Origin of the sequence: Caballeronia sp. LZ029 (assembly GCF_031451275.1) — a bacterium.
Classification (GTDB): domain Bacteria; phylum Pseudomonadota; class Gammaproteobacteria; order Burkholderiales; family Burkholderiaceae; genus Caballeronia; species Caballeronia jiangsuensis.
This window is the reverse complement of sequence record NZ_JARUXO010000003.1, coordinates 878,634-904,599: the sequence shown is the minus strand read 5'-3', so window position 1 is coordinate 904,599 and position 25,966 is coordinate 878,634. Positions and strand designations below refer to the sequence as shown.

General features: G+C 64.2%; 21 protein-coding genes and 1 pseudogene. 13 read left to right on the top strand and 9 right to left on the bottom strand.

Going from position 1 to position 25,966, the window contains the following annotated elements:
- Positions 1–19 precede the first annotated feature (19 nt).
- The 5 genes from QCE73_RS23510 to ampC all read right to left on the bottom strand — a co-directional run bounded on the left by QCE73_RS23510 (position 20) and on the right by ampC (position 6,965).
- Positions 20–1,435: an MFS transporter gene (locus QCE73_RS23510; RefSeq protein ID WP_309884189.1), complete on the bottom strand. Its 1,416-nt coding sequence runs from the start codon at positions 1,433–1,435 to the stop codon at positions 20–22.
- Positions 1,436–1,514: 79 nt separating this feature from the next.
- Entirely contained in the window at positions 1,515–3,476 is a 1,962-nt protein-coding gene (locus QCE73_RS23505) for an aconitase family protein (RefSeq protein WP_309883800.1), read from the bottom strand.
- Between the two features lie 93 nt (positions 3,477–3,569).
- Positions 3,570–4,463: a LysR family transcriptional regulator gene (locus QCE73_RS23500; RefSeq protein WP_035504001.1), complete on the bottom strand. Its 894-nt coding sequence runs from the start codon at positions 4,461–4,463 to the stop codon at positions 3,570–3,572.
- Positions 4,464–4,553: 90 nt separating this feature from the next.
- The gene (locus QCE73_RS23495; protein ID WP_309883799.1) at positions 4,554–5,522 is read right to left on the bottom strand and encodes a ferritin-like domain-containing protein; all 969 of its coding nucleotides are present in this window, start codon (positions 5,520–5,522) and stop codon (positions 4,554–4,556) included.
- A 273-nt stretch (positions 5,523–5,795) separates the two neighbouring features.
- Positions 5,796–6,965 (bottom strand): class C beta-lactamase, encoded by a 1,170-nt coding sequence (gene ampC, locus QCE73_RS23490; RefSeq protein ID WP_309883797.1) that lies wholly within the window; start codon positions 6,963–6,965, stop codon positions 5,796–5,798.
- A gap of 108 nt (positions 6,966–7,073) precedes the next feature.
- Between ampC and QCE73_RS23485 the strand changes: the two genes are divergently transcribed.
- Positions 7,074–7,955, top strand: coding sequence for a LysR family transcriptional regulator (locus tag QCE73_RS23485; RefSeq protein ID WP_187604104.1), 882 nt, complete (start codon positions 7,074–7,076; stop codon positions 7,953–7,955).
- Between the two features lie 7 nt (positions 7,956–7,962).
- Here QCE73_RS23485 and QCE73_RS23480 read toward each other — a convergent pair whose 3' ends face one another.
- A complete protein-coding gene (locus QCE73_RS23480) occupies positions 7,963–8,724 on the bottom strand; it encodes a YoaK family protein (RefSeq protein ID WP_309883796.1) in 762 nt (253 codons plus the stop codon).
- A gap of 143 nt (positions 8,725–8,867) precedes the next feature.
- Between QCE73_RS23480 and QCE73_RS23475 the strand changes: the two genes are divergently transcribed.
- From QCE73_RS23475 to QCE73_RS23445, 7 genes are read left to right on the top strand one after another with little or no spacing between them, the layout of a single operon-like run.
- Positions 8,868–9,377, top strand: a complete 510-nt coding sequence (locus QCE73_RS23475; protein WP_309883795.1) for a MarR family transcriptional regulator — start codon at positions 8,868–8,870, stop codon at positions 9,375–9,377.
- Positions 9,378–9,381: 4 nt separating this feature from the next.
- Positions 9,382–11,484 (top strand): FUSC family protein, encoded by a 2,103-nt coding sequence (locus QCE73_RS23470; RefSeq protein WP_309883794.1) that lies wholly within the window; start codon positions 9,382–9,384, stop codon positions 11,482–11,484.
- 34 nt (positions 11,485–11,518) lie between these two features.
- A complete protein-coding gene (locus tag QCE73_RS23465; RefSeq protein ID WP_035503993.1) occupies positions 11,519–11,728 on the top strand; it encodes a DUF1656 domain-containing protein in 210 nt (69 codons plus the stop codon).
- On the top strand, positions 11,725–12,678 hold the full coding sequence (locus QCE73_RS23460; protein ID WP_309883793.1) for an HlyD family secretion protein: 954 nt from the start codon (positions 11,725–11,727) through the stop codon (positions 12,676–12,678). Before QCE73_RS23465 ends, QCE73_RS23460 begins: the two co-directional genes overlap by 4 nt.
- Positions 12,675–14,120, top strand: coding sequence for an efflux transporter outer membrane subunit (locus QCE73_RS23455; protein ID WP_309883792.1), 1,446 nt, complete (start codon positions 12,675–12,677; stop codon positions 14,118–14,120). Before QCE73_RS23460 ends, QCE73_RS23455 begins: the two co-directional genes overlap by 4 nt.
- Positions 14,121–14,127: 7 nt before the next feature.
- The gene (locus tag QCE73_RS23450; RefSeq protein ID WP_309883791.1) at positions 14,128–14,625 is read left to right on the top strand and encodes an SRPBCC family protein; all 498 of its coding nucleotides are present in this window, start codon (positions 14,128–14,130) and stop codon (positions 14,623–14,625) included.
- Between the two features lie 57 nt (positions 14,626–14,682).
- The gene (locus QCE73_RS23445) at positions 14,683–15,285 is read left to right on the top strand and encodes a phosphatase PAP2 family protein (protein ID WP_309883790.1); all 603 of its coding nucleotides are present in this window, start codon (positions 14,683–14,685) and stop codon (positions 15,283–15,285) included.
- Positions 15,286–15,297: 12 nt separating this feature from the next.
- Here the strand turns inward: QCE73_RS23445 and glcC are convergent, their stop codons facing one another.
- Positions 15,298–16,062 carry a transcriptional regulator GlcC gene (gene glcC, locus QCE73_RS23440; RefSeq protein ID WP_187604097.1) on the bottom strand — a complete coding sequence of 255 codons (765 nt, stop codon included), beginning with the start codon at positions 16,060–16,062 and terminating at the stop codon, positions 15,298–15,300.
- Positions 16,063–16,285: 223 nt separating this feature from the next.
- Here glcC and glcD point away from each other — a divergent pair, with 223 nt between their 5' ends.
- From glcD to glcF, 3 genes are read left to right on the top strand one after another with little or no spacing between them, the layout of a single operon-like run.
- Positions 16,286–17,785: a glycolate oxidase subunit GlcD gene (gene glcD, locus QCE73_RS23435; protein WP_309883789.1), complete on the top strand. Its 1,500-nt coding sequence runs from the start codon at positions 16,286–16,288 to the stop codon at positions 17,783–17,785.
- Positions 17,785–18,852, top strand: a complete 1,068-nt coding sequence (glcE, locus tag QCE73_RS23430; protein ID WP_309883788.1) for a glycolate oxidase subunit GlcE — start codon at positions 17,785–17,787, stop codon at positions 18,850–18,852. Before glcD ends, glcE begins: the two co-directional genes overlap by 1 nt.
- A gap of 20 nt (positions 18,853–18,872) precedes the next feature.
- The gene (glcF, locus tag QCE73_RS23425) at positions 18,873–20,090 is read left to right on the top strand and encodes a glycolate oxidase subunit GlcF (protein WP_309883787.1); all 1,218 of its coding nucleotides are present in this window, start codon (positions 18,873–18,875) and stop codon (positions 20,088–20,090) included.
- Positions 20,091–20,099: 9 nt separating this feature from the next.
- Here the strand turns inward: glcF and QCE73_RS23420 are convergent, their stop codons facing one another.
- Positions 20,100–20,921, bottom strand: coding sequence for an alpha/beta fold hydrolase (locus tag QCE73_RS23420; protein WP_035504126.1), 822 nt, complete (start codon positions 20,919–20,921; stop codon positions 20,100–20,102).
- A 243-nt stretch (positions 20,922–21,164) separates the two neighbouring features.
- Positions 21,165–23,264 (bottom strand): EAL domain-containing protein, encoded by a 2,100-nt coding sequence (locus tag QCE73_RS23415; RefSeq protein ID WP_309883785.1) that lies wholly within the window; start codon positions 23,262–23,264, stop codon positions 21,165–21,167.
- A gap of 248 nt (positions 23,265–23,512) precedes the next feature.
- On the opposite strand from QCE73_RS23415, the gene QCE73_RS23410 reads away from it, so the two are divergent.
- Positions 23,513–25,828, top strand: a complete 2,316-nt coding sequence (locus QCE73_RS23410) for an FdhF/YdeP family oxidoreductase (RefSeq protein ID WP_309883784.1) — start codon at positions 23,513–23,515, stop codon at positions 25,826–25,828.
- Positions 25,821–25,958 (top strand): annotated as a pseudogene (locus QCE73_RS23405) (cytochrome ubiquinol oxidase subunit I); the annotation flags it as partial. The gene QCE73_RS23410 and the pseudogene QCE73_RS23405, both read left to right, overlap by 8 nt.
- Positions 25,959–25,966 lie beyond the last annotated feature (8 nt).

Sequence of the window (25,966 nt, the reverse complement as noted above, 5' to 3'; positions counted from 1 at the left end):
ACGCACGCGCGATGCGCGCTCAGTGAGAGATGCTTTCGAGCGATCGTCCGAGCGTGCGCGGTCCCATCAATCCGATGGACAGCATCACGAGCAGCATCGCGCCCGCGATGAAGCCGAACACGCCGGTCACGCCCGCTTCTTTGAGCACGAATGCGATCACGAACGAACTGAACACCGCCGACAGCCTGCTCCACGAATACACGAAGCCGACCGCACGGGCGCGAATCGCCGTCGGATAAAGCTCCTGCTGATATGTGTGATAGGTGAAGGAGATGATGTTGCCCGCGAGCGTGAGCAACACGCCGAGCGTCACGATCATCACGGCCGCCGACGCCTGACTGAACAGAAGGCCCGCGACGATGTTCACGCCCGCCATGAACACGATCACATGCTTGCGCTCGAAACGATCCGCGATCCAGTAACCGAGCAATGGTCCGATGGGCGCGGCCAGTCCGATTACGGTGGTATAGAGCAGGCTCGATGTGACCGTCACGCCCTGCTTGACGAGCAAGGTCGGCACCCAGTTCGCGAAGCCGTAGAAGCCGACCGTCTGGAAGATATGAAATACGATCAGCATCAGCGTGCGCTTGCGGTATGGCGGATTCCACATGTCCGCGAAACCGGCCTTCTTCGCGATCGGGTCGGACGGGCCCGGCTCGGGCAATGGCTTGCCGTACTGAACCGAAACCTTGTCTTCGAGGCGGCGCAGGACTTCATCGGCTTCGTCGAAGCGTCCCTTGCTCGCAAGCCAGCGCGGGCTTTCCGGCAGATTGCGCCGGAAATACCACACGAAGAGCGCGCTCACGCCGCCGACCAGCGCGACCCAGCGCCAGCCGTCGAGGCCGAACGGCGCGCGCGGCACGAGCAGATACGAAAGAAATGCGACGACCGGCACCGCTGAAAACCCGACCGCCTGACAGACCGCGAACGCCCTGCCGCGTAAATGCTTCGGCGAAAGCTCCGACAAGTATGTCCCGATGGTCACCAGCTCCACGCCGATGCCCAGTCCCGACACGAAGCGCCAGAAGTTGAGCCAGAGCGCCGTGTCCTGAAACGCCATCACGGTATTCGCGGCGACGTACCAGAGCAGCGAATACGTGAAGATCGCGCGACGTCCATAACGGTCCGAGAGAAAGCCGCAAGCGATCGTGCCGATGAAGAGCCCGCAGAACAACGCCGCGATGAAGCTCGCGACACCCGTCGTGCCGAACAGGCCCGCGGTCGTCGCGGTGAGGATGCCGCTCTTCACGAGACCCGGCGCGATATAGCCCGTGAAGAGCAGATCGTAGAGTTCGAAGAAGAAGCCGAGGCTCAGGAGGAAGATGAGCTTCCATATCGCGCGCGTCGCGGGAAGCCGGTCGAGGCGCGCCGAGATGCCCGCCGTATCCGCGATGGCGGGCGCATTCGATAGCGCGTGGCCGGCGGCGTCGGGCATGCCCGAGGTGCCCTGCATGATGGCCATTGTCGTCTCCTGTATGTATTTTGATGCCGCATCGATGGCGGCTCGATCGTGCTTACTTCGTGAAGCGCTGCTGCAACTCCGCGAACGATGCGATGCGGCCGAGCAACGCGCTCGCCGCGACCGTCGGCGGGCTGGCGAGCCACACCTTCCCCGGACCGGACCGGCCCGGAAAATTTCGATTGATCGCGCTGATGGTGACCTGCTCCGCCTGTGTCGACGAACCCGGCCCGCAGTTCGCGCACGCGCCGCACGACGGCTGAAGCAGAATCGCGCCGACGCGCTCGAACGCATCGACATAGCCTTGCGCGACGCAATAGTCTCGCACGTCCTGCGTGCCGAACTGCAAATAGAGCTTCACGTTGTCCGGCACGCGCAGGCCGCGCTTTGCCGCCCACGAGAGCACGTCGTGATAGTGATCGAAGTCCTCGCGCTTGCCCGCCGTGCATGATCCGCCGTAAGCGATATCGACGCATGGCCGATCATCGAGCGCGGCAAGCGCGATGCCATTGCCCGGATCGCCGGGTGCGGCGAGCATCGGCGAGAGACGCGCGCAATCGATCGCGATGACATCGGCGTAGCGCGCGCCTTCATCGCTCTTCATCCACGGCTCGATCGTGAAGTCGATGCCGCGACGTTCCTTCAGGAAGCGCACGGTTTCATCGTCGGGGGCGACGATGCCGGTGAAGCCGCCGAGTTCGGCGGTCATGTTGGTGAGCGTCGTGCGCTCGTCGGTGGACAGGCTCGCGATGGCCGTGCCCGCGAACTCGAACACCTTGCCGACGCCCGCGCCCGCGCGAATGCGCGCGTCCGCGAGCAGATGAAGCACGATGTCCTTTGCCGTCACGCCCGGGGGAATCGGACCATGCAGATCGATACGCAGCGATTGCGGCACGGTCATGCGCACCGCGCCGGTGACGAACGCGTTCGCCATGTCCGTCGTGCCGACGCCGAACGCGACGCAGCCCAGCGCGCCGCTATGCGGCGTATGCGAATCCGTTCCGACGACGACCTGTCCCGGCAACGCGTAGCGCTCGGCCATCATCGCGTGCGAGATGCCTTCCGAGCCTTCGTCGATAGTACTGTTCGCTTCGTTCAGATAGCCGTGATTGCACACATCGTAGTCATGCGCGAAAGCGCGATGCGCGTCGGACAACTCGCGCACGTTCGGCAGCAGGCCGTTACGCACATGCAGCTCGCTGCGATGCGAATACGAAAGATGATCCTCGAACGCGAGCATCGTTTGCGAGTCGTGCAGCGCGAGCGGACGTCCGAAGGTCGCGTGCAGCATGTGCGCGGCCATGCCGGTGTAGTACTCGTGGATGAAACGCCAGTCGGCGCGCACGAAAATGCCGTTGCCCGGTTCCAGCGACGCGTTCGTCACATCGGTCGTCAAGGCATGGCGCGCGAGGATCTTTTCGACGAGCGTGCGCGGCGTGTCATCGACCGATGTTTCGCCGATGCTCACTCGCTGCATGTGCAGCTTTCCATAGCGCAGCAGGCCGCCGCTCTTCAGGATCGCCGCGGCCAATGGATCGCGATCCGCGACAAGTTCATCGATGTCGATCGCCTCGCCGCGCCGGATGCGCTCGATCAAACCGAAATCCGTCGACGTGAAAAGCCCGAGATTGTCCGCGTTCTGCCGGTAAATCCGCTCGAAGCTGCGCGCGATCACGAGACGTATGCCCGCGTGATATTCCGCGAGCGGGCTATGTTCGCGCGATGAACCCTTGCCGTAGCGCGTACCCGCCACGGTCACCTGAAAGCCGCCGGCACGCACGCCATCGATGCCGACAGGATTGCGCCCGCCCGCATGAAAACCGACGTAAGGACACTGGCCGAGACGCTCGTCGAAACGCGTGAGCACGCTGATGGGCGTGATCTCGTCGGTGGAAACGTCGTCGCGCAGCGCGCCTGCTTCTTCGGGCGTCAGGTCTTCGCCCGCGAGTTGCCGGTCGATCTTCGCCGGGTCCGCGCAAAGAAACAGAATTCGCCCGCTCACTTCCAGATTGGCCATCGCATTCTCCTCCGATGCCAATCTAGACGCACTCATGCGCGTTTGCGAAGTGTTGGTTCGGCACAGGGGGCATCGCGAGATGCGATGTCCGTGTTAACCCTCGAACTCGACGAGCGTATCGATGAGCGCCTGCACGGCCTTCAGGCGCGTGGACTTGCGCGGCGCATGCACATGCAGGCAGCGGCCGCTTCCCCAGCTTTCGGCAAGCGGCACGCGCACGAAGTTGCGCGAACCCGCGAAGGCGGAGGCCGCGCTCGTCGGCACGATGCCGATACCTAGACCCGCCTCGACCATGCGGCATTGCGCGTCGAAGCTGTTGACGGTGACGGTCACGTTGAGCGGCACGCGCGCGGCATCGGCGTGTTCCTTCAACGTCTGATCGAGCGATCCGCCCGCCTGCAACGCGACGAGCGGAAAGCGCGCCACTTCGGCGAAGCTCAGGCGCTGCGCCTGCGCGAGTTCGTGAGCGGGCGGCAGGACGACCATCAGCGGATCGTCGGCGAAGTGCCACGTGTCGAGGCCCGCATGCGTCTTCGTGCTCGCCGATATGCCGACGTCCGCGCGATCGTCGAGACAGGCGCGAATCACTTCGTCGCTGATCTGTTCCGTCAACGCGATCTCGACGAGCGGATAGCGCGTCTTGAACAGCGTCAGTCGCTCGGGCAAAAAGCCCACGATCGCCGATGCGTTCGCATGCAGGCGCACGACGCCCGCGATCTGGCCGCTCATCGATCGCACTTCGCGCGCCATGCCTTCGAGCTGGCCATGAATGGAACGCGCGCTCGCATAGGCGTGCTGCCCCGCCTCGGTCAGTTGCACGCCCGCAGGCGAGCGGATCAGGAGCGCGACGCCGATGGCCGCTTCGAGATCCGCGATGCGCCTGCTCAATGCCGACGGTGCGATGTGACTGCGGCTCGCCGCGCGCGCGATCGATCCTTCCTCGACGACCGAGATGAAGAGTTCGAGACTGTAGGGATCGATCCGCATTCGCGTGACGTGCAAAGGCCAATGGCGAAGTATGTCATGAGCCGTTGCGAATCACGATGCATCAGCGGGGACATGCCCCGCTCCTTCGCGCTACGCGCTCATCTGCAACGTGCCGTTGACGCCATTCGGGAAGAAGCCGCCCTTGGTCGCCGACGTGCTCGTCAGATACACGATATTGAGCACGTTGGCGTAGTTGCGGCTGAACGCGAGGCCGTTGTCGTCGAGCGGCACGATATTGGACGTGCCCGGCGTCGCGCCGGTGATGCCCTGATCGTCGGTGCCGACATGATCGAGACTGCCGCGCGCTTTCGATATCGCATTCGCGCCCGCGACGAGGCCGGCCATCTCGATCCCTTTTGCATAGAGCACGGTGCGCACGAGACCCGCGTGATAGGCCTCGGCGGCCAGAATGCCGGCGGCCGCTTCGAGATAGGTCTTGTTGCTGATGAGCGGCGCAGCGCCCTTGTACGCGGTCACGCCGACGTCCTCGAAGATGAACGCGCCGAGCAGAAAGTTGTTGTCGTTCTGATAAGGATTGAATGCGACGCCCGCGCCGACCAGACCCGCCGCGCGCGCGGCCATCGAGAACGCGCCGTTCGGATCGGTCCCGCCGACATCGATCGCAGGCTGCGCGACCGCCGAGCCGCCGAGAGCGGAACGCAAAAACGTCACGTGTTCGAGTTCGTCCTTCGCGATCTCGTTCGCATAGGCCTTCACGACCGGGTCCTGAAACGGCACTTGCTGTCCGCCGATGACCGTTCCCGCGGTCCCGACGCCGGCCGTCATGCTCGCGGGCAAACCCGCCCCGGTCGTCGCGAACGAATAGAACTGCGATTCCAGGTATTCGAGATTGAGCGCGAAGTTGAGTATCTCGGCGTCGGTGGGCGCGGTGGGACTCGCGTTCGCGTTATTGCCCGAGCCGCCGCCGCACGCGCTGATCAATGTGCCGCCGACCAGTCCCAACCCGAGCCCTCCCGCGTTCCTGAAAAATTGACGGCGATGCTCGCGCCGCTCGACGCGGCGATCCAGTGTGTCGATAAGAAGCTTCGCATTCGGCATGACCTTTCTCCCATAACTTTCGGATGAATCGAACAAGGCGCGGGCGAAAGGCCAAAGATGCCGTCCGACGATGCGCTCACGCTGGCGATAAGCAAGCGGAGGCCGGATCGAAAGACCTGTTTGAAGGCATGAGGGTACGGCGTCCAAAGCTACATACGGCGCGACGAAAAAGCCGGATGCATATGTTGCGGGCTATTTCGATGTGCGGTCGCACATTGCCTGATCGCTGGAGATACGCCGCACGTTTTACTGCATGGACGAATCAGCGCATGGCTAGCGGCCATTGACGAGCGACGTGATGATCGCGTACGCGGCCTTCACGCGCTCTTCGTTCGGGATGTTGCGGTTCGCCAGCATCACGATGCCCACGCGCTCTTTCGGCACGAACGCGATGTAGGTGCCGAAGCCATTGGTCGAGCCTGTCTTGTTGATCCACACGTCATCGCGCGGAGCCTGCGCCGGATCGATACGCGTGACGGGCGTCGCGTTCATGATCATCGCCGCTGCGTTTCCGTCGAGCAGAGACTGCAATGCGACCGGACACGGATACTGCTCCCAGATGAGATCCTGCGTCATCGGACCGGCCTGGAAATAGCCCGTGTGCGTCGCATCGACGGCGCGCTGGTACGCCGGATCGATGTGGACCATGTTCATGTTGATCTGCAGGAAGCGCGTCATGTCGGCGGCCGTCGATCTCACGCCGTAGGCCTCGGAAGACAGCACGCCGCCTTTCATGCGGATCGGCGCGTCGTCTTTCGCATAGCCTTGCGCATAATCGCGCTGCTTCGAAGCGGGCACGTCGATATAACTGTGCGTAAGCCCAAGCGCGGGAAAGAGGCGCGTTTGCATCAGCGTGTCGAAGTCCGCGTTCATGCTCTTCGCCGTGATCAGCCCGAGCGTGCCGATGCCCGGATTCGCATACGTGCGGATCGTGCCGGGCGGCTGAGCCGGACGCCACGTCCTGAAGTACTGCATCAGTTGAGCGTTGTCGTGAACCTCGTCGGGCACTTGCAGCGGCAAGCCGCCCGGCGTATGCGTGCCGAGATTCAACAGCGTCACCTTGCCGAACGCCGTGCCGTCGAGCGACGGCAGATGTTTGCTCACCGGATCGTTCAGCGAAAGGTCGCCTTCTATCTGCGCGTAGGACGCGAGCGTCGCGGTGAACGTCTTGCTGACCGAGCCGAGTTCGAAGAGCGTATCGCGCGTGACGGGCTGCTTCGTCGCCTTCGACGCCACGCCGTAATCGAACACATACGGCCTGCCGTCCACCACGACGCCCACGGCCATGCCCGCGATGCCATTGAGCGCCATCAGCGGCCTGATCGTTTCATCGACCGTCCGCCTGATCTTCGCGGTGTCGCTATCGGCTGCGAACGCGGCGCCGGACATCGCGCCGAAAGAAAAAATGGCTGTCGCCAAAAGACTCAGCGCACGAAACTTCATTGTCTTGATCCTTCGTTCTGGTTTGCTTGTCTGGAACGAAGCGAAATATCCGCTCTTTTTCGCGCTTCGACAATCGAGGATAATTTGCCGCACGCAATAGAAAATCTTATGCGAACCATGCGCCCTCATCTCCCCCTGAATGCGCTGCGCGCGTTCGAAGCATCGGCGCGGCATCTGAGCTTCACACGTGCCGCGCAGGAACTGAACGTGACGCAGGCAGCCGTCAGCCAGCAAGTGCGCGCGCTCGAGGAACGGCTCGGCACGCCGCTCTTCAGACGTCTGCCGCGCGGCCTGAACGTCACCGACGAAGGCCGCGCGCTCCTGCCCGTGCTGAGCGATGCGTTCGGCCGCATCGAAGCCGTGCTCAAGCAATTCGAAGGCGGGCATTTTCATGAAGTGCTGACGGTGGGCGTCGTCGGGACGTTCGCAGTCGGCTGGCTGATGCCGCGGCTCAAGGCGTTCCGCGAGACGCATCCGTTTGTCGAGTTGCGGTTGCTCACGCATAACAATCTCGTCGATCCGGCGTCGGAAGGACTCGACTTCGCGATCCGCTTCGGGGCGGGCATCTGGCCCGCGACGCACAACGCGCTGCTGCTCGATGCGCCGCTCGCCGTGTTGTGCGCGCCCGATATCGCGCGGCGCCTTGGCAAGCCATCCGATCTCGCGAACGAAGTGTTGCTGCGTTCCTATCGCGCCGACGACTGGACCAACTGGTTCGACGCCGCCGGTCTCGATGCATGGACGATGAACGGCCCCGTCTTCGATTCGTCGCGTCTGATGGTGGAAGCGGCGGTGCAAGGCGCGGGCGTCGCGCTCGCGCCGCCGCGCATGTTCGTGCGCGAGTTGCAGGCGGGCCTGCTCGTGCAGCCGTTCGATATCGAAGTGAAGACCGGCGGCTACTGGCTCACCTGGCTCAAGTCGCGGCGGCTTTCGCACGGCATGCGGCTCTTTCGCGACTGGATCGTCGCGCAGGCTGCCGAAGCGCCGTGACGGCGCTTTAACGCTGCGCGCGACGCCTGCCCGCGGCGAGATCGTCCGCGAGCGGCACGGACGAGAACAGCAAGAGCAACGCGGCGAGCGGCACGGTCGTGGCGAAACCGAGATGCGCGAAGCCGATCGCGCCCGCGAAGCCGCCGAGAATGAACATCGCGAAGAGCGAGCTCAGCAGCACGAGCCGCCCGTGATTCGCGCGCACGTAACCGGCATCGTCGCGCGCGATGCCGCGATTCCAGTACAGGCTCTTGCCGATCTCGATACCGATGTCGGTGACGAGACCGGTCACGTGCGTCGTGCGGATTTCGGCCTTCGAGATTTTCGTGATCATCGCGTTCTGCAGGCCCATCACGAAGCACAGCAGCGCGACCGTCAGCGGCACGTCCCACACGCGATGCGTCTCCAGATTCGCGCCGAGCATCCCGAACACGAGCAGGAGCGCCGCTTCGAGCAAAAGCGGCGTGGCGAACACGCTGTGCGCGCGCCGCTGCCGTCCCCAGTTGATGAGCACCGCCGAGGTCGCGGCGCCGCTCAGAAATGCGCCGACCGCGCCGATCGCGGAAAAGACGAACGCGACCTGGCCGAGCACGAGGTTATCGGCGATGGAAGACACGAGTCCCGACATATGCGACGTGTATTGCCCGACCGCAAGAAAGCCGCCGGCATTCGCCGCGCCCGCGACGAAGGCGAGCGCGCAGCCCAGGCGCCGGTTGGCGGAATCGGTGCGGCTGGGGGACGTCAGGCCCCGGAGATAGGCGATCGGCATGGCGGCGCGGGCGAAAGGGTCGAGCCGAAAAGATAGCACGACAATTTGCGTGCCCAGCCATCGATTGAGCGTACGCAATCTGAAAGAAAAAACATAAGTCGATAGCATGCTAACGAATATACTTCTCGCTATAATCCGGCCGCATGACCCAACTCGACATTCTGCGCCGCTCCGTGAGCAGCACGCTCGTGCTTGCCGCGCGACGCTGGCGCCGCACGAGCCACGGCGTGCTCGCCTCGTACGGCGTGTCCGAAGCATGCGCCGTGCCGCTGCTCACGGCCAACCGGCTCGGCGAGGCGGTGCGGCAGGTGACGCTCGCGGAGCATGTCGGCATCGAGGGGCCGTCGCTCGTGCGGCTGCTCGATCAGCTTTGCGCGGCAGGCCTCGTGCGACGCGACGAAGATCCGGAAGACAAGCGCGCGAAGACCATCACGCTCACCGATGAAGGCCGCGCGGTCACCGCGCGCATGGAAGAGCGCCTCGTCACGCTGCGCGCGCGGCTTCTGAAAGGCGTGAGCCGCGAGGATCTCGAAACGACCTTGCGCGTGCTCAATGCGTTCAGCACGTCGCCGGATGCGAAGCTGCTCGCCGCGCTCGAAGCGCTCGACGACACCACGAAGCCGGCCCGCCCGGCGGCAAAGCGCGGAGCATAGCGCCATGGCCTTTCCTTCCGCGCGCGAGTGGCTCTTTTCCGCGAAGACCTTCGCCGCCGCGATGATCGCGCTGTATATCGGCCTCGCGCTCGAATTGCCGCGTCCCTATTGGGCGATGGCGACCGTCTATATCGTGTCGAATCCGTTCGTCGGCGCGACGCGCTCGAAGGCGCTCTATCGCGCGCTCGGCACGATGATCGGCGCGGCGGGCGCGGTGCTGATCGTGCCGCCTTTCGTCGAGTCGCCGTTTCTTTTCAGCGTGATCGTCGCGCTATGGACGGGCACGCTGCTCTATCTCTCCATGTTCGACCGCAGCGCGCGCAGCTATGTCTTCCTGCTCGCGGGCTACACACTGCCGCTGATCGCGCTGCCCGCCGTCACCAACCCGACGACCGTCTTCGATCTCGCGATCACCCGCACCGAAGAGATTCTGCTCGGCATCGTGACGGCGAGCATCGTCGGTAGCGCGGTGTTTCCGAGCCGGCTCGCGCCGACGCTCATCGAACGAACGGACGCATGGTTCCGCGATGCCGCGTTCTATGCCTGCGAGACGCTCTCGGGACATATCGCGGGCGCATCGATTTCGGCGGCGCGCCAGCGGCTCGCGGCGACGGTCAACGGCCTCGAACTCCTGCTGAGCCAGTTGACCTACGATCACACGCGGCCCGATATCATCCGCCGCGCGCGCGCGTTGCAGGGCCGCATGCAAATCTTTCTGCCGCTGATTTCGTCGATGGCCGATCCGCTCATCGAACTGATCGCCAAGCACGGCGCGCATCCCGAAGGCCTGGAACAACTCCTGAAGGATGTGGCCGCATGGGTCGGGAAGCCCATGCCGCGTGCGGAACAGGATGTCGAAGACGAGCGCGAGCCCGATGCGCTGCGCGAACGCATCCAGGCGATGCGGCCATCCGTCGAAGCGCTGGCGAGTGCGGACGGCGCGTTGCTCTCGAATGCGCTGTGGCGTCTCGGTCAGGTCATCGACGTATGGCAGGACATTCGCGCGCTGCGTGCCGCGATTCTCAACGAGACGAGCGAATGGCGTCCGCACTTTCGTCACTGGCGTCTCGGCGGCACGGCGCGCTTTTTCGATCGCGGCATGATGCTCTTTTCGACGGGCGTCGCCGTGAGCGCGATCATCGTCGCGTGCGGACTGTGGATCGAATCGGGCTGGAACGACGGCGCCGGCGCCGTGACGCTCGCCGCCGTCGCGTGCTGCTTCTTCGCCGCGCTCGACGAGCCCGCGCCGCAAGTGTTCACGTTCTTTCTCGCGACCTGCCTGAGCGTCGTGCTCGCCGGCCTCTATGTGTTCGCCGTGCTGCCGAAAGTGCACGACTTCCCGATGCTCGTGCTGATTTTCGCGGTGCCCTTTCTCATCATCGGCACGCTCATTCCGCGGCCGCGCTTCACGCTCGTGACGATGCTCACCGCCGTGAATACCGCGACGTTCATCAGCATCCAGAGCGCCTACGAAGCGAACTTCTTCGTGTTCATCAACAGCAATCTCGCGGGTGTCGCGGGCCTGCTCTTCGCGTTCATCTGGACGCGCATGACGCGCCCTTTCGGCGCGGAACTCGCCGCCGCGCGGCTCACGCGATCGGCGTGGGCGGATATCGTGGTGAGCGCGTCGCCGACGGTAGTCATCGCGGATCAGCGCGATCTCTACGCGCGCATGCTCGACAGGCTGATGCAACTCCTGCCGCGCCATGCCGCGACGGACTCGCATCGTCATCCGTCGATCGAAAGCTTCCGCGATTTCCGCGTCGCGCTGAATGCGCTCGATCTGCGCCGCACGCGCCGCAAGCTGCCGGCCGAATTGCAGACGTCGGTAGACTCGGTGCTCGACGCCTTGCGCCATTACTTCGAGCTTTGCATCGCGCGCCGCGCGCGTCAGCCGGTGCCCGTCGAACTCATTCGCAGCATCGATGCGACGAGCGCTCAGGTCACGTCACGCGCGATCACGCAGTCGCAGGATGTCGTCGCGGAGAAATGGCTGCGCGATACGCTGCACGCGCTGGTCGGCATGCGCCTGTCGCTGCATCCGCCCGCGACGCAGACGCAGCCCGACGCCGCGAACGGCATGCCGCCGCGCGAGGAGCCGGCATGATCTTCGCCCTTCCACTTTCATCGGAACGCCACACATGATCGGCGAAATCGACATTCTCGGCGTGTTCGTGCCCGCCGTGCTCGTGCTGATGTTCATCGCCTATCTTTTGAATCTGGCGATCCGCACCGTGCTCGCGCGCGTCGGCTTCTACCGCTTCGTGTGGCACCGTTCCATTTTCGATCTCGGCATCTATGTTCTGGTGCTGGGCTTTGTCGTCATCGTTTCGCAGCGGCTCATCTCGTGAAAAAAACCTGGTTCTCTCTCGGGCAGATTCTGCTTACGCTCATCGTCGTCGCGATTGCGTGCGTCGTGTTGTGGAAGCTCGTCGATTACTACATGTTCGCGCCGTGGACGCGCGACGGTCACGTGCGCGCCGACGTGATCCAGGTCGCGCCCGACGTGTCCGGCCTCATCACCGACGTCAAGGTCGTGGACAACCAGCAGGTCAAGAAGGGCGATGTCCTCTTCGTGATCGATCAGGCGCGTTACACGCTCGCGCTGCGCAACGCGCAGGCGACCGCGCAGCAACGCCGCGCGACGCTCGATCAGGCGCGCCGCGAAGATACGCGCAATCGCGCGCTCGGCAATCTCGTCGCGCGGGAAGTCGTCGAGGAAACGCATTCGCGCGTCGAGCAGGCGACCGCCGCGCTCGCCGATGCCGAAGTCGCGATCGATACGGCGCGCCTCAATCTGCAGCGCACGGAGATTCTCAGTCCCGTCGACGGCTATCTCAACGATCGCGCGCCGCGCGTGGGCGAATACGTGGCGTCGGGACGCGCGGTGCTGTCGGTGGTCGATATGCATTCGTTCCGCGTCGATGGCTATTTCGAGGAAACGAAGCTGGGCGGGATCGATATCGGCCAGCCTGTCGATATCAAGGTGATGGGCGAGGCCGGCATCCTGCGCGGACATGTGCAGAGCATCGTCGCGGCGATCGAGGATCGCGACCGTCAGCAAAGTTCGAGTCTTCTGCCGAACGTGAATCCCGCCTTCAGTTGGGTGCGTCTCGCGCAGCGCATTCCGGTGCGTGTGACGCTCGATGAAATCCCGGCGGACTTTCGCATGATCGCGGGCCGCACCGCGACGGTGTCGGTGCGCGGCATCGGGCCGAAGATCGGCAAGCGCGCGGCGTCGGAAACGTCGCCTGCGTCCGCGCCTGCGCCGACTTCGAGCGTGTCGGGCGCGTCGCAATGAGAGCGATCGCCCTCGCCGCTTCGTCCGCCATCGTGCTCGTCGGCTGCACGACGGTCGGACCGAACTACACGCTGCCCGAGAACGCCGCGCTCAACGCGCCCTATGCGAACGCGGCCATCGACGGCGCGAATCAGGCGCCCGTCACGCAAGGCGAAGTGCCGGCCAAATGGTGGCGCCTCTATGACGATCCTGTCGTCGATCAACTCGTGACCGCCGCGCTCGCATCGAACACCGATCTGCGCGTGGCCGCCGCCAATCTCGCACGCTCGCGGGCCGAAGTCGAATTCGCGAATCAGCAGGGCGGATTCTCGGGCAAGACATCGGCGGCGTTTCAGCGCGCGCAGGAATCGGCGGAACAGTATCTGTTGACTGAGAAGATTCCGGTCGTCAACGAAGGCGCGCTCGATCTTTCCATTTCGTACGAGATCGATCTCTTCGGCAAGCTCAGGCGCGGCGTCGAAGCGGCGAACGCGGACGATGAAGCCGTCGAAGCCGCGCAGGACCTTGCGCGCATCACGGTGGTCGCGGATGTCGTGCGCGCGTATGTCGAATCGTGCTCGGCGGCCGAAGAGCTGGATATCGCACGAAAGTCGCTCGACTTGCAGAAGCAGCGCGTGAAGCTCACGCAGCGCCTGCGCGACGCGGGCCGCGGCAATCAGTCGGAAGTCACGCGCGGACAGACGCAGGCCGATACGCTCGCCGCCGACATTCCGCGTTTCGTCGCGCGCCGCCGCGTCGCGCAATATCGGCTGGCGATGCTGCTCGCGCGTGCGCCTGCCGAATTGCCGAAGGCCGCCCTCGCCTGCAAGAAGCTGCCGAAACTGCGCGCGCCGATTCCTGTCGGCGATGGCGCGGCGCTGCTCAAGCGTCGCCCCGACGTGCGTCAGGCCGAGCGGCAGCTTGCATCATCCACGGCGCGCATCGGCGTTGCGACGGCGGCCTTGTATCCGTCGGTGAGTCTGGGTGCGTCGGTGGGATCGGTCGGCGTCGTCGAAGACCTGTTCGGCGCGAATACGAATCGCTGGGCGTTCGGGCCGCTCATCAGCTGGAGCTTTCCGATCAACGGTCAACGCGCCCGCGTGCATCAGGCCGAAGCGGCGACGAGCGGCGCGCTCGCACGTTTCGACGGCGTCGTGCTGAAGGCGCTGGAGGAAACCCAGAGCAGCCTCGCGACCTACGCATCCGACACCACGCGCGCCGATGCATTGCGCACCGCGTATAAATCCGCGATCCAGTCGGCCGATGAAACCAACCAGTTGTATCGCGCGGGCCGCGAGTCCTTTCTCAACGATCTCGACGCGACGCGCACATTGACCGGCGTCGCGGCACAGGTCGCGGCTGCCGAAGGACAGGTCGCGATCGATCAGGTGAACCTGTTCCGCGCGCTCGGCGGCGGCTGGGAAACCGACGAAGCGATCGCGCAGAACTCGAAGGCAAAATGAGGCGATCGTGCGCGCGAGCGAATATCGATTCGTTACCGTCTGGAAGATCGCGTTGCCGCTTCGGTCGGTATGGGACGCCATCCACGATCCGGCGGCGTGGCCGCAATGGTGGGCGTGTGTCGAACGCGTGATCGAAGTGGAAAAAGGCGCGCGCGATGGCGTCGGCGCGTTGCATCGTTATACATGGAAGGGGCGCTTGCCGTATCGCGTGCGCTTCGACATGCGTGTCACGCGCGTCGAGCCGCTCGTGTCGCTCGAAGGAGAAGCGACCGGCGATGTCGAAGGTTCGGGGCAATGGCGCTTTTCATCGCGGGATGATGTGACCATCGTGCGATATGAGTGGCGCGTGCGCACCGGGCGCGGATGGATGAATCTGCTTGCGCCTATTGCGCGGCCGGTCTTCAAGTGGAATCACGATTATGTGATGCAGCGCGGCGGCGAGGCGCTTGCGCGGCGGCTCGGGGCGCGGCTCGTGGGGGTGGAGCATGATGAGGCGGAGCGTTGAGACGAGTGTACCGCTCAGCTAAGTGTCACATAAGGTTCGGCCGCTACGATCAGCCGCATGAATACACTCGAAGCGCTGAACCACGCGTGGTTCCTCTCGATCAACGCGACGCCCGCCACACCGCGATGGCAAATCGAAATCGCGGTGACTATCGCCAATGATTTTCTCTATCTGATCCCGGCGCTACTCGCGTTGTTATGGCTATCCGGCGATAGCCTTCAACGAAGCGCGGCCGTTCGCGCGTGTTGCGTCGCGTTCCTCGCACTCGGGTTCAATCAGTTGATCGGCGTGCTCTGGATGCATCCGCGGCCGTTCATGATCGGTCTCGGTCATACGTTCATCGAGCACGCGCCGGACTCATCTTTTCCGAGCGATCACGCGACATTGTTTGCAAGCGTCGCGTTGACGTTCCTGCTTGCGGGGCTTCGGCGTTGCGGACGGCTGGTCGCGCTCGCGGGTGTCATGATTGCCTGGGCACGGGTGCGCATCGGCGTGCATTTTCCGCTCGATATGGCGGGCGCGGTGGGCGTCTCCTGCGTGGCGTATGCGGTCATCGCGCCGCTCTGGGCGCGCATGGGCGATGCGTTGATGCAGTGGTTGATCGCGCTCTACCGGAAGGTGTTGTCGTGGCCGATTCGGCGTGGCTGGATCGCGCCGTGAGAGCCGACGCCATCACGCCCACCCTTCCAGCCGCAACGTCGAGCGCACCAGCCGCTCTTCCTCCTGCTCGATCTCGGCGAGACTCTCGCGCACGCTCTTGACATGCAGACTCGCCGCACGCCGCGCCTGCTCCGGCAGCTTGCCGGTAACGGCGTTGTACAGGCGCGCATGCTGACGATCGATCTGGCGCTTCTGCGGCTCGCGATGATAGAGATTGTTCACCGACGCGAACACCGCGCTCAGCATCAGATCGTTCAACATGCCGAGCGTATGCACGAGCACCGCGTTGTGCGACGCCTCGCAAATCGCGAGATGAAACGCGTGATCGAGCCGCGCGTGGGTGGAGGCATCGGTGTCGTGCGTATCGGCGGCGACGAGTTCTTCGTAGCGCCGCCGGATCATGATGTGATCGGCCTGCGTGCCGCGCAATGCGGCGAGCCTCGCCGCCTCCGCTTCCAGCATTTCGCGCACTTCCAGCAGATCGTAGAGCGTGCGCGGTTGCGATCCGAGCAGATGCATCATCGGCGACTGTGCGGGCTCCGCCGTGAGCTTCGCGACGAACGAGCCCTTGCCTTGCGAGGTTTCGATCAGTCCCCTCGCCCGCAGAATCTTCAGCCCTTCGCGTAGCGCGGTGCGCGAAACGCCGAGCTTCTCGGTCAGCCGCCGCTCGGACGGCAGCGTCTGCCCGACCTTCAGCACGCCATCGACGATCAGGGCCTCGATACGCTCGACCACCACGTCCGCCAGCTTCCGCTTGCTTTCTTCCGCTTCTTTCATCGCGCTCACCACTGGTATTACCACTGCGAAATCGTAGCACGGCGCTCGGTCATCTGCCTGCCTTTCGCCTTTTTCGGCATGAGATTCGTCGATCCGCGCTATAACGGCCCGTCACAAAAACTGGTAATACCAGTGGAAAAACCATCGACATGATGTCGCAGACCCGGAAGAATCGCCACAAAGCACACGTGGGCACGAACCCGCGTCCCACCGGAGACACCGCATGACCTACGCCTACGACGAAAGGCTCGACGGGCCGCTCGCCGATCACGACAAAGCCGCGATCGTGCGCGATCTGCAAGCGCTGCTTCCCGATCTTCAACTGCTGCACGCAAAAGAAGACCTGCGTCCTTTCGAATGCGACGGTCTCTCCGCCTATCGCATCACGCCGATGCTCGTCGCGCTCCCCGGCACCATCGACGAAGTTCAGACGCTGCTCAAGTATGCGAACGCGCACGGCGTGCCGGTGGTCGCACGCGGCGCGGGCACGGGTCTCTCGGGCGGCGCGTTGCCGCTCGAAAAAGGCATCCTGCTCGTGATGTCGCGATTCAACCGCATCCTCGAAGTCGATGCGCAAGCCTGCATCGCACGCGTGCAACCCGGCGTGCGCAATCTCGCGATCTCGCAAGCCGCCGCGCCGCACGGCCTCTATTACGCGCCCGATCCGTCGTCGCAGATTGCATGTTCGATCGGCGGCAACGTCGCGGAGAACGCGGGCGGCGTGCATTGCCTCAAGTACGGGCTGACGGTCCATAACATCCTGCGCGTGGAAATCGTGACGATCGACGGCGAACGTCTCACGCTCGGCTCCGAAGCGCTCGATGCACCCGGCTTCGATCTGCTCGCGCTCATCACCGGCTCGGAAGGCATGCTCGGCGTCGTGGTCGAAGTGACCGTCAAGCTATTGACGAAGCCGCAGAGCGCGAAGGTGCTGCTCGCCAGCTTCGACGACATCGAGAAAGCCGGCGATGCCGTCGCGCAGATCATCGCGGCAGGCGTGATTCCCGGTGGCCTCGAAATGATGGACAACCTCGCGATCCGCGCCGCCGAGGACTTCATCCACGCGGGCTATCCCGTGGATGCAGAGGCGCTGCTCTTATGCGAAGTCGATGGCGCGGAATCCGATGTCGCCGAAGACTGCGCGCGTGTCGAAGCATTGCTGCGCACGGCGGGCGCGACAGAGATCCGCCTCGCCGCGAACGAGGCCGAACGCCAGCGCTTCTGGGCGGGCCGCAAGAACGCATTTCCGGCGGTGGGCCGCATCTCGCCCGATTACTACTGCATGGACGGCACGATCCCGCGCCGCGAGTTGTCGCGCGTGCTGCGCGGCATCGCGGATCTGTCGGCGCAATACGGACTGCGCGTCGCCAACGTGTTCCATGCGGGCGACGGCAACATGCATCCGCTCATTCTCTTCGATGCCAACGCGCCCGGCGAAATGGACAGAGCCGAAGCAATCGGCGCGCGCATTCTGGAACTGTGCGTCGAAGTGGGCGGCAGCATCACGGGCGAGCATGGCGTCGGCCGCGAGAAGATCAATCAGATGTGCGCCCAGTTCAACAGCGACGAACTCACGTTCTTTCATGCCGTGAAAGCCGCATTCGATTCTTCGGGGCTTTTGAATCCCGGCAAGAACGTGCCGACGCTGCATCGCTGCGCGGAGTTCGGCGCGATGCATGTGCATCACGGCGCGTTGCCTCATCCCGAACTGGAGCGCTTCTGATGCGACGCGACCTCATCTCCATCGACGACAGCGCGCGACTCGTCGATCAAGTGCAAGACGCGATCGCGCGAAAGCGGCCACTGCGTATCCGCGGCGGCGACAGCAAGGCGCATATCGGCAGGCCCGTGCACGGCGACGAGATCGACACGCGCTCGCATCGCGGCATCGTCAGCTATGACCCGAGCGAACTCGTCATCACGGCGCGCGCGGGCACGCCGCTCGCCGAATTGAACGCGATACTCGACGAAGCCGGTCAGATGCTGCCGTGCGAGCCGCCCGCCTTCGATGAAGCCGCGACCATCGGCGGCGCCGTTGCTGCGGGATTGTCGGGTCCGCGCCGGCCGTGGGCAGGATCGGTGCGCGACTTCATGCTCGGCTGCCGCATCGTCACCGGCGAAGGCAAGCATCTGCGTTTCGGCGGACAGGTGATGAAAAACGTCGCCGGTTACGACGTCTCGCGTTTGATGAGCGGCAGCTTCGGCTGTCTCGGTCTCATCACGGAAGTGTCGTTGAAAGTGCTGCCGAAGCCGCGTGAAACGCGGTGTCTGTCGCTCGCGCTCGATGCAGCCGAGGCGATGCGCGAGCTTGCTTCCTGGCGCAAGGCGGCGTTGCCCGTGAGCGGCGCATGTCATGTCGATGGCCGTCTGCATGTGCGCCTGGAAGGCGGCGCGGGCTCGGTGCGCGCGGCGACGGATCGCATCGGCGGAGAACATCTCGACGCGCAGTTCTGGTCCGCTCTGCGCGATCAGCGTCTGCCCTTCTTCAGCGACGATCGCCCGCTCTGGCGCTTGTCCTTGCCGAACGATACGCCGCTCATCGACATGCCCGGCGCCGTGATGCTCGACTGGGGCGGCGCGCAACGCTGGCTCAAGAGCGATGCGAGCGCCGATGTCATTCGCGGCATCGCGAGCGCGGCGGGCGGACACGCGACGTGCTTCACGCCGGGCGCCGCAGCCGATCCGTTTCATCCGCTCGCCGCACCGCTCATGCGTTTTCATCGGCAGTTGAAGCAGCGCCTCGACCCGCACGGCGTGTTCAATCCCGGCCGGATGTACGCCGACTACTGACGTTATCGACAGGCATCGATATGCAAACGAATCTCAGCGACGAAGCAAAGACACTCGCGCGTGCGAAGGAAGCGGAAGACATCCTGCGCTCGTGCGTGCATTGCGGCTTCTGCAACGCGACATGCCCGACGTATCAGTTGCTGGGCAACGAACTGGACGGCCCGCGCGGGCGCATCTACCTCATCAAGCAAATGCTCGAAGGCGAGCCCGTCACCGATAAAACGCAGTTGCATCTGGATCGATGCCTCACGTGCCGAAACTGCGAAACGACCTGTCCTTCGGGCGTCACGTATCACGCGCTGCTCGATATCGGCCGCGCTGAACTGGAACGTCGCGTGCCGCGTCCCGCACGCGAACGCATGTTGCGCCACGGCCTGCGTCATGTGATACCGCGCCCTGCCGTGTTCGATGCGCTCCTGAAGGCGGGCCGTATCGCGCGTCCGCTGATGCCGGCCGCGTTGCGCCAGAAGATTCCCGCGAAGACAATCGCGGCCAAGTCGCGGCCGGCCGCTCGTCACACGCGTCGCGTGCTGATGCTCGAAGGCTGCGTGCAGCCTTCCCTGTCGCCGAACACCAACGCGGCGACGGCACGTGTGCTCGATCGTCTCGGCATCAGCGTGATCGATGCGCCACGCGCGGGCTGTTGCGGCGCAACCGACTATCACCTCAACGCGCAGGAAGCGGGACTGATGCGCGCGCGGCGCAATATCGACGCATGGTGGCCCGCGATCGAAGCGGGCGCGGAAGCCATCGTGCAGACCGCGAGCGGCTGCGGCGCGTTCATCAAGGAATACGGCCACTTGCTGCGCGACGATCCGCAATACGCGGCGAAGGCTGCGCGCGTGAGCGAACTGGCGCGCGATCTCGTCGAAGTGCTCGGCGCGGAGCCGCTTGATGCGCTCAAGTCCTCCGAGCGACGCCGCATCGCGTTTCATTGCCCGTGCACGTTGCAGCATGCGCAAAAGCTCGGCGGCGCGGTGGAAGCGATTCTCACGCGTCTCGGCTACGATCTGACCGCCGTCCCCGATGCGCATCTGTGCTGCGGCTCGGCGGGCACTTACTCGATCACTCAGCCCGAACTATCGATGCAACTGCGCGACCGTAAGCTGGACGCGCTCGAAAGCGGCGCGCCCGAGATGATCGTCACGGCGAACATCGGCTGTCAGACGCATCTCGCGGGAGCGGGACGCACCGGCGTGCGTCACTGGATCGAACTCGTGGAAGACGCGATGCAATGACGCGCTCCTTCACTTGCGGATGAACGCGAGAAGGTACTCGTTGACCGTATCGGCGTGGGTCGTGCACATGCCGTGCGGCGCGCCGGGAATGATCGTGAGCGAGCCATCGGGGACGATCTTCGCGGAGAGCTTGCCGGAATCGTCGATCGGCACGATCTGGTCGGCGTCTCCTTGCAGCACGAGCGTCGGGATCGTCATCTTTTTCAGATCCTCGGTGAAGTCCGTTTCCGAGAACGCCTTGATGCAGTCGTACGCGCTCTTGATCGAGCATTGCATGCCTGCGAGCCAGAACCAGTCGATCGTGCCTTGCGACACCTTCGCACCTTCGCGATTGAAGCCGAAGAACGGCGTCGCCAGATCATTGAAGAACTGCGAGCGATTGCCGATCACGCCCTTGCGGATATCGTCGAACACGGAGAGCGGCAGGCCGCCGGGGTTGGCTTCGGTCTTGAGCATGAGCGGCGGCACCGCCGAGATCAGAACCGCCTTCTTCACGCGCTTCGTGCCGTGACGGCCGATATAGCGCGCGACTTCGCCGCCGCCCGTCGAGTGGCCGACGAACACAGCATCCTTCACGTCGAGATGATCGACGAGTTCGGCGAGATCGTCCGCATAGCGGCTCATGTCGTTGCCGTCCCACGGCTGGCTTGAACGGCCGTGGCCGCGCCGGTCATGCGCGATCACGCGATAGCCGCGCTCCGCGAGATACATCATTTGCGAATCCCACGCGTCCGCGTTGAGCGGCCAGCCGTGAGAGAAGACGACGGGCTGGCCCGAGCCCCAGTCCTTGTAGAACAGTTCGGTTCCGTCTTTCAGTGTGAATGTGGCCATTGCTTCGACTCCTTCGAGATGCTGGATCGGGCGGCGCCGTTCATGCACGGCGCGGCGCATAACGCGGCGGATGTGCCGCGTATGGAAGGAGTATTCATGGCGATCGAATGCGGGTCTTGTCGATGCGACCGGTGTTTTAGCGTATGCACGGCGGTCCGATTCAGCGACTTGCGCCGTGCCGCACCGTATGGCGGCGTGCGCTTTTCAAACGCTTCGCGCGCGCAAGAACGTAGAGATCGCCGCTTACACGGCAGGCGCGACGCACACGCGCCCCGCCCCGACGATACGTCCCGCCATCCCGCTCAGGAACCCCGGAAGTTCCGCCGCGGGCATCGGGCGGCTCAGCAAGAAGCCCTGCATCTGATCGCATTCGAGCTCGCCGAGCGTGCGGAATTGCGATTCCGTCTCCACGCCTTCCGCGACGACCTCGATCTGCAACGCGCGCGCCAGCGTCACGACCGCCGACAGCAACGCGCTGCCGCGCTTGCCCGCGGCATCGAGATCGCGCACGAACGAGCCGTCGATCTTGATCTGGTCGAAGCGAAAACGCTGCAGATAACCGAGGCTCGAATAGCCGGTGCCGAAATCGTCGACGGCCACGGCATAGCCGCGCGCCTGTAGCGCCTCGATCGTATGGCTCGTCTTTTCGACGTTCTGCATCGCCGTCGTTTCGGTGATCTCGAACATCAGGCGCGACGGTTGCACGCTCGCCGCGCCGATCAGCGCGTCGATGCGCGCGACGAGATCGGGCACGTTGAACTGGATCGGCGACAGATTCACCGATACGGGAATCGCGGGCAGTCCATCGGCATCCCATCGCGCTATATTGCGGCACACTTCGCGCAACACCCAGTCGCCGATCTCGACGATGAGGCCCGAGCGCTCCGCGATCGGAATGAATTCGAGCGGCGCGATCTCGCCGAGCTCCGGATGACGCCAGCGAATCAGCGCCTCGACGCCCGTCACCGATTGCGATGCGACGCTGAACTTCGGCTGGAACGACAGGCTCAATTCGTCGTCGCTCAACGCGCGATGCAGGTCGCGCTGCAGGATCAGCGACCTGAGCGCGGTGTGATTCATTTGCGGCTCGAACACGCGGTACGTGTTGCGCCCGCTCTGCTTGGCGGCGTACATGGCGGCGTCCGCGCTATGCAGCACTTCTTCGGCATTGGCGCCGTCGCGCGGATGAAACGCGATGCCGATGCTCGCGCTCACGCGCAGCGGCAAACCGTTGACCACGATCTCCTGCGACAGCCGCCGCAACACGCCATTGGCGACCGCAACGGCGGACGATATCTCCGCCGCGTTCTCGACGACGATCACGAATTCGTCGCCGCCGAGCCGCGCGACCATATCGGTACGGCGCAGGTCCTGGCGCAAGCGTTCGGCGCAGACCTGGAGCAGATCGTCGCCCACGCCGTGACCGAGCGAATCGTTGATCGACTTGAATCCGTCGAGATCGATGAACAGCACCGCGAACGGCGACGCGCGGCGCGCGCTGTCGGCGATCGCCTGCGCGATGCGCAAGGAAAGCTGCTGGCGGTTCGGCAGGTTCGTCAGGGCATCGTGCGTGCCGAGATAATGCAGTTGCCGGTTCGCGCGCTTCAGTGAAATCGACAGGCTGCTCGTATGAAAGCCGAGCAAGGCGAGCGTGCCGACGAGCACCGTGAACGACATCGCCGTGACGACGAGCGCGAGCCAGTTCGCGTCGAGCTTGGCGTCGGCGAGGCACAGGCTCTCCGGCGCGAAGTTGGCCGCGTCCATGCCCAGATAGTGCATGCCCGTGATCGCGATCGCCATGATGACGGCCGCGCCGAGCCGCTTGACGACGAGGTTCTCGACATCCGATGCGCGCAGCGTGAACGCGAGCCAGAGCGCCGCCATCGACGCGACGATCGCGACCGCCACGGAGAGCACGAGCTTCCATACGGTGTAGTCGATGCCCGGCGACATCTGCATCGCGTGCATGCCGGTGAAGTGCATCGCGGCGACGCCCACGCCCATGATCGAGCCGGCCACGACGAGGCGCGAACTGGACAGCGCGCCCCGGCTCGCGGTGGCGAGCGCGATGAACGACACGCCGATCGCGAGAACGAGCGACGCAGCGGTGATGGAAAAATCGTAGCCGACGGCGATCGGCAGGGAGAACGCGAGCATGCCGATGAAGTGCATCGACCAGATGCCGACGCCCATCGACACCGCGCCGCCGGCGAGCCATGCCGGGCGGCGTTTCGCGCTCGCGAGCGCATTCAGGCCGCCGGACAGCTCCATCGCCGTGTAGGACGCGAGAAACGCGACCACGAGCGACAGGCTGACCAGCAGCGGATTGTAGACACCAGTCATCGGCCCTCTCTCGTTTCGTATCAGTCTTTTGCGACTGCTTTTTCGTGCGCCCCGACTCGGCTGTGGCCCGCGCCGCGACGGTGCGCGGCGCCTGGTTCCTTATGCGCTATCGGCCCGGAGGCGGGAAACTTTATGCCTGCGCGGCGCCCGTGCGCTTCGCAAATGCGGCGCGCGATTACGCAAAGCCGCCTCACGCCGAACGACGATCATCGCAATCAACGAATTGCATCGATTGCGAGGCGAAGGACATGAGCGAAAAGAAAGTTATCCGCATCTATGGCGAACCCGCCGGCGGCTGGGGCGCGCTGAAGGCTACGGGCGAGGCACTGAAGATTCAGGGCATTCCCGTGTCCGGCGCGAAAACGCTCCTGCATATGAATCAGCCGCAAGGCTTCGATTGTCCCGGTTGCGCGTGGCCCGATCCGAAACATACGTCGTCGTTCGAGTTCTGCGAGAACGGCGCGAAAGCTGTTGCATGGGAAGCCACTGCGATGCGCTGCACGCCCGAGTTCTTCGCGCAGCATAGCGTGTCCGAGCTTGCCGCGTGGAACGACTACGACCTCGAAATGGCGGGCCGCCTCACGCATCCGATGGTCTATGAAGCCGCATCCGACCGATATGTGCCGATCGAATGGGACGAGGCCTTCGCGCTCGTCGGTCGTCATCTGAATGCGCTCGATCATCCCGATCAAGCGGATTTTTATACGTCCGGGCGCGCATCCAACGAAGCGGCGTTTCTGTATCAGTTATTCGTGCGCGAGTTCGGCACCAACAACTTTCCCGACTGCTCGAACATGTGTCACGAAGCGACGAGCGTGGGCTTGCCGCAATCGATCGGCGTCGGCAAGGGCACGGTGCTGCTCGAAGACTTCGAACATGCAGACGCGATCTTCATCTTCGGCCAGAATCCCGGCACGAACAGCCCGCGCATGATGAGCGATCTGCATTCGGCGTCGCGGCGCGGTGCGAAGATCGTATCGTTCAATCCGTTTCGCGAACGCGCGCTGGAACGCTTCGCGTCGCCGCAAAACCCGGTGGAAATGGCGACGCTCGGCTTCACGAACATCAGCTCGTTTCTCTATCAGGTGCGCGTGGGCGGCGACGTGGCCGCGCTGAAGGGCATGATGAAGGCGATCGTCGAAGCGGACGATGAAGCCATCCTCGGCGACGCGCCGCGCGTGCTGGACATCGCGTTCATCGAAGGCCATACGCGCGGCATCGACGCATTGCTCGCGGATTTGCGCGCTACACCCTGGGACGCGATCGAGCGCCACTCCGGCCTCACGCGCGACGCGCTCACGAATGCCGCGAACGTCTACATGCGCGCTGACAATGCGATTCTCGTGTACGGCATGGGCATCACGCAGCATCGTCGCGGCACCGAAGCCGTGCAGCAGATCGCGAATCTCGCGCTCTTGCGCGGCAACGTCGGACGGCCGGGCGCGGGCATCTGTCCGGTGCGCGGGCATTCGAACGTGCAGGGCAATCGCACGGTCGGCATCACGGAGAAGCCGAATGCGCAGCTCATCGCGGGCATCGAGCGCGCGTTCGGTTTCACACCGCCAAAGAAGCATGGCAACGATGTGGTCGCGACGCTCGAATCGATGATGCGCGGCGAAGCGAAAGTATTCGTCGCGCTCGGCGGCAACTTCGCGGCCGCGATTCCCGACTGGGCGCGCATGCAGGGCGCGATACGCGAGCTCGACCTCACCGTGCATATCGCGACGAAGCTGAACAGAAGTCATCTCGTGCATGGCCGCGACGCGCTGATTCTGCCTTGCCTCGGCCGCACCGAAATCGATATTCAGGCGGATGGACCGCAATCGATCACCGTCGAGGATTCGATGTCGATGGTGCATGCGTCCGCCGGGCGCAACGAGCCCGCATCGCCGCATCTGCTGAGCGAGCCGGCCATCGTCGCGGGCATCGCGCGCGCGACGCTCGGCGAACAGTCGCGCGTGCCGTGGGAACATCTCGTCGCGAACTACGACCGCATCCGCGATGCGATCGAGATCGTGTTCCCGATCTTCCAGGCGTATAACGCGCGCATTCGCGTGCCGGGCGGCTTTCATCTGACGTCGTCCGCGCGCGAACGCGTGTGGAACACGGACACCGGCCGCGCGAACTTTCTCGTCTTCGACGGCCTCGACGAAGACCCCGCACCGATTGATCCCGATGCGCTCTCGCTCACGACGATGCGCAGCCACGATCAGTACAACACCACGCTCTATTCGCATTCGGACCGCTATCGCGGCGTGTTCGGCCAGCGCGACGTGATCTTCATGAATCCGCGCGAGCTTACGAAGCGCGGACTGCATGCGGGCGATCGCGTCGATATCTTCGCGATCGCCGATGACGGGATCGAGCGCGTGATCCGCAACTTTAAGGCCGTGGAATACTCGCTGCCCGATGGCTGCTGCGGCGCGTACTACCCGGAAGTGAATCCGCTCGTGCCGCTCTACGCATTCGATCCGCAGAGCCGCACGCCGTCGTACAAGTCGGTGCCTGTGAGAGTCGCGCGCACGATCGTCGAACCTCAACGCGAAGACGTCCGATATGCCTGATCACGTAATCGACCTGTCGCGCGCGCAGTTTGCGATGACGGCGATGTTTCATGTTCTCTGGCCGATCCTGACCATCAGTCTGTCGGCGTTTCTGGTGCTGGTGGAAGCGTTGTGGATGCGCACGGGCGAATGACCGAT

Excerpts from the sequence above, each read along its gene's own strand:
- QCE73_RS23415 (WP_309883785.1), bottom strand. The coding sequence starts at position 23,264 with ATGACTGGTGTCTACAATCCGCTGCTGGTCAGCCTGTCGCTCGTGGTC.
- QCE73_RS23485 (WP_187604104.1), top strand. The coding sequence starts at position 7,074 with ATGCGAACCATGCGCCCTCATCTCCCCCTGAATGCGCTGCGCGCGTTC.
- QCE73_RS23505 (WP_309883800.1), bottom strand. The coding sequence starts at position 3,476 with ATGGCCAATCTGGAAGTGAGCGGGCGAATTCTGTTTCTTTGCGCGGAC.
- QCE73_RS23480 (WP_309883796.1), bottom strand. The coding sequence starts at position 8,724 with ATGCCGATCGCCTATCTCCGGGGCCTGACGTCCCCCAGCCGCACCGAT.
- QCE73_RS23455 (WP_309883792.1), top strand. The coding sequence starts at position 12,675 with ATGAGAGCGATCGCCCTCGCCGCTTCGTCCGCCATCGTGCTCGTCGGC.
- QCE73_RS23500 (WP_035504001.1), bottom strand. The coding sequence starts at position 4,463 with ATGCGGATCGATCCCTACAGTCTCGAACTCTTCATCTCGGTCGTCGAG.
- QCE73_RS23475 (WP_309883795.1), top strand. The coding sequence starts at position 8,868 with ATGACCCAACTCGACATTCTGCGCCGCTCCGTGAGCAGCACGCTCGTG.
- glcD (WP_309883789.1), top strand. The coding sequence starts at position 16,286 with ATGACCTACGCCTACGACGAAAGGCTCGACGGGCCGCTCGCCGATCAC.
- QCE73_RS23510 (WP_309884189.1), bottom strand. The coding sequence starts at position 1,435 with ATGCCCGACGCCGCCGGCCACGCGCTATCGAATGCGCCCGCCATCGCG.
- glcC (WP_187604097.1), bottom strand. The coding sequence starts at position 16,062 with ATGAAAGAAGCGGAAGAAAGCAAGCGGAAGCTGGCGGACGTGGTGGTC.
- QCE73_RS23420 (WP_035504126.1), bottom strand. The coding sequence starts at position 20,921 with ATGGCCACATTCACACTGAAAGACGGAACCGAACTGTTCTACAAGGAC.
- glcF (WP_309883787.1), top strand. The coding sequence starts at position 18,873 with ATGCAAACGAATCTCAGCGACGAAGCAAAGACACTCGCGCGTGCGAAG.
- ampC (WP_309883797.1), bottom strand. The coding sequence starts at position 6,965 with ATGAAGTTTCGTGCGCTGAGTCTTTTGGCGACAGCCATTTTTTCTTTC.
- QCE73_RS23410 (WP_309883784.1), top strand. The coding sequence starts at position 23,513 with ATGAGCGAAAAGAAAGTTATCCGCATCTATGGCGAACCCGCCGGCGGC.
- glcE (WP_309883788.1), top strand. The coding sequence starts at position 17,785 with ATGCGACGCGACCTCATCTCCATCGACGACAGCGCGCGACTCGTCGAT.
- QCE73_RS23465 (WP_035503993.1), top strand. The coding sequence starts at position 11,519 with ATGATCGGCGAAATCGACATTCTCGGCGTGTTCGTGCCCGCCGTGCTC.
- QCE73_RS23495 (WP_309883799.1), bottom strand. The coding sequence starts at position 5,522 with ATGCCGAATGCGAAGCTTCTTATCGACACACTGGATCGCCGCGTCGAG.
- QCE73_RS23445 (WP_309883790.1), top strand. The coding sequence starts at position 14,683 with ATGAATACACTCGAAGCGCTGAACCACGCGTGGTTCCTCTCGATCAAC.
- QCE73_RS23470 (WP_309883794.1), top strand. The coding sequence starts at position 9,382 with ATGGCCTTTCCTTCCGCGCGCGAGTGGCTCTTTTCCGCGAAGACCTTC.